The organism is Labrys miyagiensis (assembly GCF_030160835.1).
Classification (GTDB): Bacteria; Pseudomonadota; Alphaproteobacteria; order Rhizobiales; family Labraceae; genus Labrys; species Labrys miyagiensis.
The window spans coordinates 95,467-101,840 of the sequence record NZ_BSPC01000059.1; the positions used below are offsets into that span (position 1 = coordinate 95,467).

4 protein-coding genes and 1 pseudogene are annotated in these 6,374 nt (G+C 65.1%); 1 reads left to right on the forward strand and 4 read right to left on the reverse strand.

Features of this window, described 5'->3' with window-relative positions:
* The first annotated feature begins 27 nt into the window (after positions 1–27).
* A complete protein-coding gene (locus QQL24_RS26600) occupies positions 28–1,602 on the forward strand; it encodes an ABC transporter substrate-binding protein (RefSeq protein ID WP_284315323.1) in 1,575 nt (524 codons plus the stop codon).
* Positions 1,603–1,768: 166 nt separating this feature from the next.
* On the opposite strand, the pseudogene truB reads toward QQL24_RS26600, so the two are convergent.
* From truB to infB, 4 genes and pseudogenes are all read right to left on the reverse strand, one after another.
* Positions 1,769–2,767 (reverse strand): annotated as a pseudogene (gene truB / locus QQL24_RS26605) (tRNA pseudouridine(55) synthase TruB); the annotation flags it as partial.
* The gene (gene rbfA / locus QQL24_RS26610; protein WP_284315325.1) at positions 2,701–3,126 is read right to left on the reverse strand and encodes a 30S ribosome-binding factor RbfA; all 426 of its coding nucleotides are present in this window, start codon (positions 3,124–3,126) and stop codon (positions 2,701–2,703) included. The pseudogene truB and the gene rbfA, both read right to left, overlap by 67 nt.
* Positions 3,127–3,256: 130 nt before the next feature.
* Positions 3,257–3,718: a hypothetical protein gene (locus QQL24_RS26615; RefSeq protein ID WP_284315326.1), complete on the reverse strand. Its 462-nt coding sequence runs from the start codon at positions 3,716–3,718 to the stop codon at positions 3,257–3,259.
* 84 nt (positions 3,719–3,802) lie between these two features.
* The coding region (gene infB, locus QQL24_RS26620; RefSeq protein WP_284315327.1) for a translation initiation factor IF-2 at positions 3,803–6,374 on the reverse strand (2,572 nt) is incomplete at its 5' end.

Here is a 6,374-nt window from a genome sequence, read left to right on the forward strand (position 1 = left end):
CTCACAATTGCCACGGGGAACGTTCTCATGACACACAAGTCTCGACTGGATGCCTCAGACCTTATCGTGGATCGTCGCGAACTGATGAAGGGTGCGGCGGTGCTGGGCCTCGGCTTCGGCGCCTTCGGTGTCCTCGGCCGGCCGGCGCGGGCCGCCGATGCGCCCAAGAAGGGTGGCACCTTCCGGATTGGCATGGAGGGCGGCTCGGCCTCGGATAGTCTCGACCCGCGTACCTTCGCCGACTCCATCCCCGAGAGCGTCGCCTACCAGATCTACAACGGCCTGGTCGAGATCGGTGAGGACGGCAAGGCCAAGGGCGAGCTCCTGGAGAGCTGGGAAGCCAAGCCCGGCGCCGTCGACTGGATCTTCAATGTCCGCAAGGACATTACCTTCCATTCCGGCAAGACACTGGATGCCGACGACATCATCTATTCGCTCAACCTGCATCGCGGCGACACCAAGTCCGCTGCCAAGGACGTGCTCAGCGACGTCAAGGACATCAAGAAGTTGTCGCCGACGCAGATCCAGATCACGCTGGCTCGAGGCAACGTCAACCTGCCTTATAATCTCTCCGACTTTCACATCTACGGCGTTCCCAACGGCCTCACGGACTTCTTGAAGCCGGACGGTACCGGCGCCTACACGCTGGTGAGCTTCGAGCCCGGCGTGCGCGCCGTGACCAAGAATTCCGGGAACTACTGGAAGGAAGGGCGCGGCAATTTCGATGGGGTCGAACTGCAATATATTCCCGACACCACCGCCCGCATGCAGGCCCTGCTCGCCGGCCAGGTCGATGCAATCAACCGCATCGACGCCAAGACAGTGGATATCATCTCCGCTTCGCCCGATGCCCAGATCGTGCGGACCAAGGGCACCGGCAATCGCTACTGTTTCGCGGCCCTGTGCGACACCGCGCCTTACGACAATATCGACCTGCGCTGGGCACTCAAATACGGCATCGACCGCAAGAAGATCGTCGACACCGTCTATATGGGCTATGCGACCGTCGGCAACGACACCACGGTCAGCCCAATGAATCGCTTTTTCAACAAGGACCTGCCGCAGACGCCATACGATCCGGAGAAGGCGGCCTTCCATTACAAGAAGGCGGGCAGCCCGAAGCTGGAGCTCAAGGTATCGGAAGGCGCCTTCTCAGGGGCGACGGATGCCGGCGTGCTCTACCAGGAAGCCATGAAGCAGGCCGGCATCGATCTGACGGTGACCCGCGTGTCCGGCGATGGCTACTGGTCCAATGTCTGGCTGAAGGTCCCCTTCTGCGCCGTGGCCTGGGAGGACCGTCCCGCCGTCGACATGCAGCTCTCGCAGACCTATCTGTCGGACGCGGCGTGGAACGATACCCACTGGAAGCGCCCTGAATTCGACAAACTCGTGATCGCGGCCCGCACCGAGGACAACGAGACCAAGCTGCATGAGATCTACAACGAAGCGCAGAAGATGATTCACGACGACGGCGGCATGATCTGCTACGCGGTTGGCGATTATCTCGACGGCTACTCCAAGAAGATCGCCGGCGTGGCTCCGCATCCGCGCTTTGACATGTGCGACCTGCGCGTAGCCGAAAAGGCCTGGTTCGCGGCTTGAAGAATGGCTTCTTTTCCTCTGTCAGAGAAGGTTCCAGCAGGGTCGTCGGCCAGGCGGCCGGCGGTCCCAGGCGGGAGCCTCCATCGATGCCCGTTCTTCAAACCGGCATACCCACCACCTTGGTGGAGGACAGAGCTCGCTACCAGAAGCCGGTCACCCCGACACGTCAGGCGTCCACACCGCCAAGTTTGAAGATGCGTTTCGGCAGGAGCTCGCCGCGCTCCAGTTCGGCCAGCGCCACCAGCACGCCGCCGGACATCACCGCCGCCACGCCTTCGAAGATCGGCGCGTCGCGGCCGCGGAGGATGATGCTCTGGCCCCGTGCAAGACGGCTCGCATCATGCTGGGAAACAGCGAGGATCGGCAGGGCTTCCAGCGCGGTTTCCACCGGCAGCAGGGCGTCCTCCACCGGCGGCAGGTCGTCCGTTCCGTCCTTCATGGCGCGCAATTCATCCGGCGTCACCGCATCCTGCTCATCGAATGTGCCGACGACGGCCCGGCGCAGGGCGGTGACGTGGCCGTAGCAGCCGAGATCCCGGCCGAGATCGCGAGCGATGGCGCGTACATAGGTGCCCTTGCCGCATTCGGCCTCGAAGGTGGTGGCCTCGGCGCTGTTCTCGACAATCCTGAGCTCGTGGATGTGGATTTCGCGGGCTTCGAGCTCGACCTCCTCGCCGTCGCGGGCGAGGTCATAGGCGCGCTCGCCATCGATCTTGATGGCCGAGAACTTCGGCGGCACCTGGCTGATCACGCCGGTATAGCGCGGCAGCAGCGCCTCGATCTCGGCCAGCGTCGGGCGCTGGTCCGAGGTCGCGATGGCCTCACCCTCGGTGTCGTCTGTATTGGTCTCCGCACCCCAGGTCACTGTGAAGCGGTAGACCTTGCGCCCGTCCATCACATAGGGAACCGTCTTGGTCGCCTCACCCAGTGCGATCGGCAGGATGCCCGAGGCGAGCGGGTCGAGCGTGCCGGCATGGCCGGCTTTCTTGGCGTTGAACACGCGCTTCACCACGGCGACGCCCTGCGTCGACGTCATGCCGACGGGCTTGTCGAGGATGACCCAGCCATTGACTTCGACCCGATTCGAACGGGGCGCGCTCATGCCTCGTCCTCCTCGGAGCCGGGGAGCTTCTGCTCGAGATCGCGGCTGACTTCCGGCTTGCGCAGGAGGCCGTCGACCTTGGTGGCGTAGTCGAAGGTCGTGTCGAGCAGGAAGCGCAGATTGGGTGCGTACTTCATGGTCACGCGCCGTGCGATCAGGCCGCGCAGAAACTTGGCGTTGACGGCCAGCGCCTTGATCACTGCCTCGCCGTCCTTGCCGCCCAGCGGCATGACATAGACGGTCGCGACCTTGAGATCGGGCGACATGCGCACCTCCGGCACGGTTATCACCTTGCCTTCGAGCACCGGATCCATGATCTCGCCGCGCTGCAGGGCTTCGGCAATGGCGTGGCGGATCAGTTCCGCGACACGCAATTGCCGCTGCGATGGGGCCTTGGAGGAGGAGGGTGTCAGTCTGGGCATTGTTGCTTTCGTTGAAGTTCCGTTTGTCCACTATAGCGTTTTGCGATTTGACGGAATCGGCAGGAATCGCAAAGACGCGTTAAAACAAGGAGTTAGAGCAATGTGCGTTTACGTGTAAACGCGCTTTGCTCTAGGGCAGGGCGTTGGCCGATCTGTGCCGCTGCCACAACCCGAGCAGGACATAGCCCAAGGCCAGGCCGGCGTTGAGAACCATGTCCATGATATCATTCTCGCGCGAGATGCATCCCTCGGAGATGGCAAGATTATAGACCTGCTCGTCTAGGAGAGGCGCCAGAGCGCCCATTGCGGCCATGATCGCCACGACGGCCCCAGCCAGGAAGGTCAGCCAGGGCTTGCCCGCAAACCAGGCGATGAGCAGCCCCGCGACAACAGGCGCGTACCAGGCGGGCCCCATGGCCACGGGACCATTGGCGGGCGTCCAGCCCGCACCCGCCACCTTGTCGCACACCTGCGCCGCGGCAGGGCCGGCCTGTAGCAGCGGGAGGGCGATGAGGCCAGCCAGGGCCATGCCGCCATGCCACGAGACGGTCCCGGCCGGGAGGATGGAGAAGCGGGCCCTATCGGTCTGCACTGAACCTCCCGGGAACGGAATCGATCTCTTCAAAAAGACATGGCCGGGGCGAGCCCGGCCATGCCCGATCTTTCATGAGGCCGATCAGAGCGTGCGCTTGATCTCCTCGACGCGATAGCACTCGATGACGTCGCCGGCGCGCATGTCCTGGTAGTTCTCGAAGGCCATGCCGCATTCCTGGCCGACCTGGACTTCCTTGACCTCGTCCTTGAAGCGCTTGAGCGTCGAGAGCTTGCCTTCGTGAATGACCACGTTGTCGCGGATGAGGCGGACATTGGCGCCACGCTCGACATGGCCGTCGGTGACGCGGCAACCCGCGACCTTGCCGACCTTCGAAATGTTGAACACTTCGAGGATCTGGGCATTGCCGAGGAACTCTTCGCGCAATGTCGGAGCCAGCAGGCCGGAGAGCACGCCCTTCACGTCATCCACGAGGTTGTAGATGATGTTGTAGTAGCGGATCTCGGTGCCCGTGCGTTCGGCCGCTTCGCGCGCTTCCTTGTGGGCGCGCACGTTGAAGCCGATCACCGCGGCGCCGGAAGCTTCGGCCAGCGTGATGTCGGATTCGGTGATGCCGCCGACACCCGAATGGATGACGCGAGCCTTCACCTCATCATTGCCCACCTTGTCGAGGGCGCCGATGATGGCTTCCACCGAGCCCTGCACGTCGGCCTTGACGACCAGCGGCAGCTCGCGGGCACCTGTGCCGGCCTTGACGGCCGCCATCATGTCGGCGAGCGAACCACGGCCTGTCGACAGGCGCACGGCAGCGTTCTCGCGCTTCTGGCGCTCGCGATATTCGGTGATCTCGCGGGCACGGGCTTCGTTCTCGACCACCGCGACGCGGTCACCCGCTTCCGGCGTGCCGTTGAAGCCGAGCACCTCGACGGGAACCGACGGGCCGGCCTCCGGCATGTTGGCGCCGACATCGCTGATAAGCGCACGCACGCGGCCCCATTCGGCACCGGCCACGACGATATCGCCGACCTTGAGCGTACCGCGCTGCACCAGAACCGTGGCGACCGGGCCGCGGCCGCGATCGAGCTTGGCTTCGATGACGGTGCCCTCGGCCGGACGTTCCGGGTTGGCCTGCAGGTTGAGGATTTCGGCCTGCAGCTGGATGGCCTCCAGCAGCTTGTCGAGATTGGTGTGCTGCTTGGCGGAAACTTCGATTTCGAGGGTTTCGCCGCCCATGCTCTCGACCTGCACATTGTACTGCAGCAGCTCGGTGCGCACGCGCTCGGGCTTGGCGTCCGGCTTGTCGACCTTGTTGATCGCCACGATCATCGGCACCTTGGCGGCGGCCGCGTGATTGATGGCTTCCACCGTCTGCGGCATGACACCGTCATCGGCAGCCACAACCAGCACGACGATATCCGTCACCTTCGCACCGCGGGCGCGCATGGCCGTAAAGGCGGCGTGGCCGGGCGTGTCGATGAAGGTGATCTTGCCACCGAGCGGCGAGGTCACCTGATAGGCGCCGATATGCTGGGTGATGCCGCCGGCTTCGCCGGAAACCACATTCGCCTTGCGGATCGCGTCGAGCAGCGAAGTCTTGCCGTGGTCGACATGGCCCATGATCGTCACGACCGGCGGGCGCGGCTCCAGATGATCGTCGATATCCGCTTCGCCGAACAGGCCTTCCTCGACATCCGCTTCCGACACGCGCTTGGCGGTGTGGCCGAGTTCTTCCACAATCAACTGCGCGGTGTCGCCGTCGATCACGTCGTTGATCTTCTTCATCTCGCCCTGCTTCATCAGAAGGCGGATGACATCAACGGCGCGTTCCGACATGCGGTTGGCGAGTTCCTGGATGGTGATCGCTTCCGGGATCACCACCTCGCGCATGATCTTTTCTTTGGTCTCGACCACGCGGTGGCCGGTCATGCGCTGGGTGCGGCGGCGGAAGGAGGCAACCGAACGCGTGCGTTCGTCCTCATCGCCGGTCGCGCTGGTCACGGTCAGGCGACCACGGCCCTTCTGTTCGGTGACGCGAGGCGTTGCTTCGCGGCGCGGAGCGGCAGCGGCGCCACGCCCGACACCACCGGGACCGCGGCGCACGCCACGACCGCCCTCGTCATCGTCGACAACGGCGCGGGCACGGGTAGGACCGCCGACATTGCGGCCGGCAGGCGGCGTGATTGCCGGCTCGGCCGGCGCAAAGGCGGAGGCACCGCGATTGGCACCGAAACCACCGCCGCCAGGGCGACGGTCGCCAAAGCTCGAACCGCCTTCGCGCGGGGGACCACGACGTTCGCCAAAGCCACCGCCTGCGCCGCCCTCACGGGGCGGACCACGACGCTCGCCGAAGCCGCCGGCGCCTTCGCGCGGCGGGCCGCGGCGTTCGCCGAACGGAGCGGCGCCATCACGCGGGGGACCACGACGTTCACCGCCGGGGCCTGCGCCGCCTTCGCGCGGCGGACGACGATCGCCATAAGGGGCGCTGCCTTCACGCGGGGCACGACGGTCGGCGAACCCTTCGCGGCGTTCGCCCTCGCGGCGCTCGCCATAACCGCCAGCCGGGCGCGGCGCACCGGCATCGCGGGGAGCCGGCGCTGCCTCGCCGAGATGACGGCGGGCTTCAGCCTCGCCGTGACGACGGGCTTCTTCCTCGCGGCGATGCCGCTCTTCTTCCTCGCGCTTGCGGGTTTCAGCG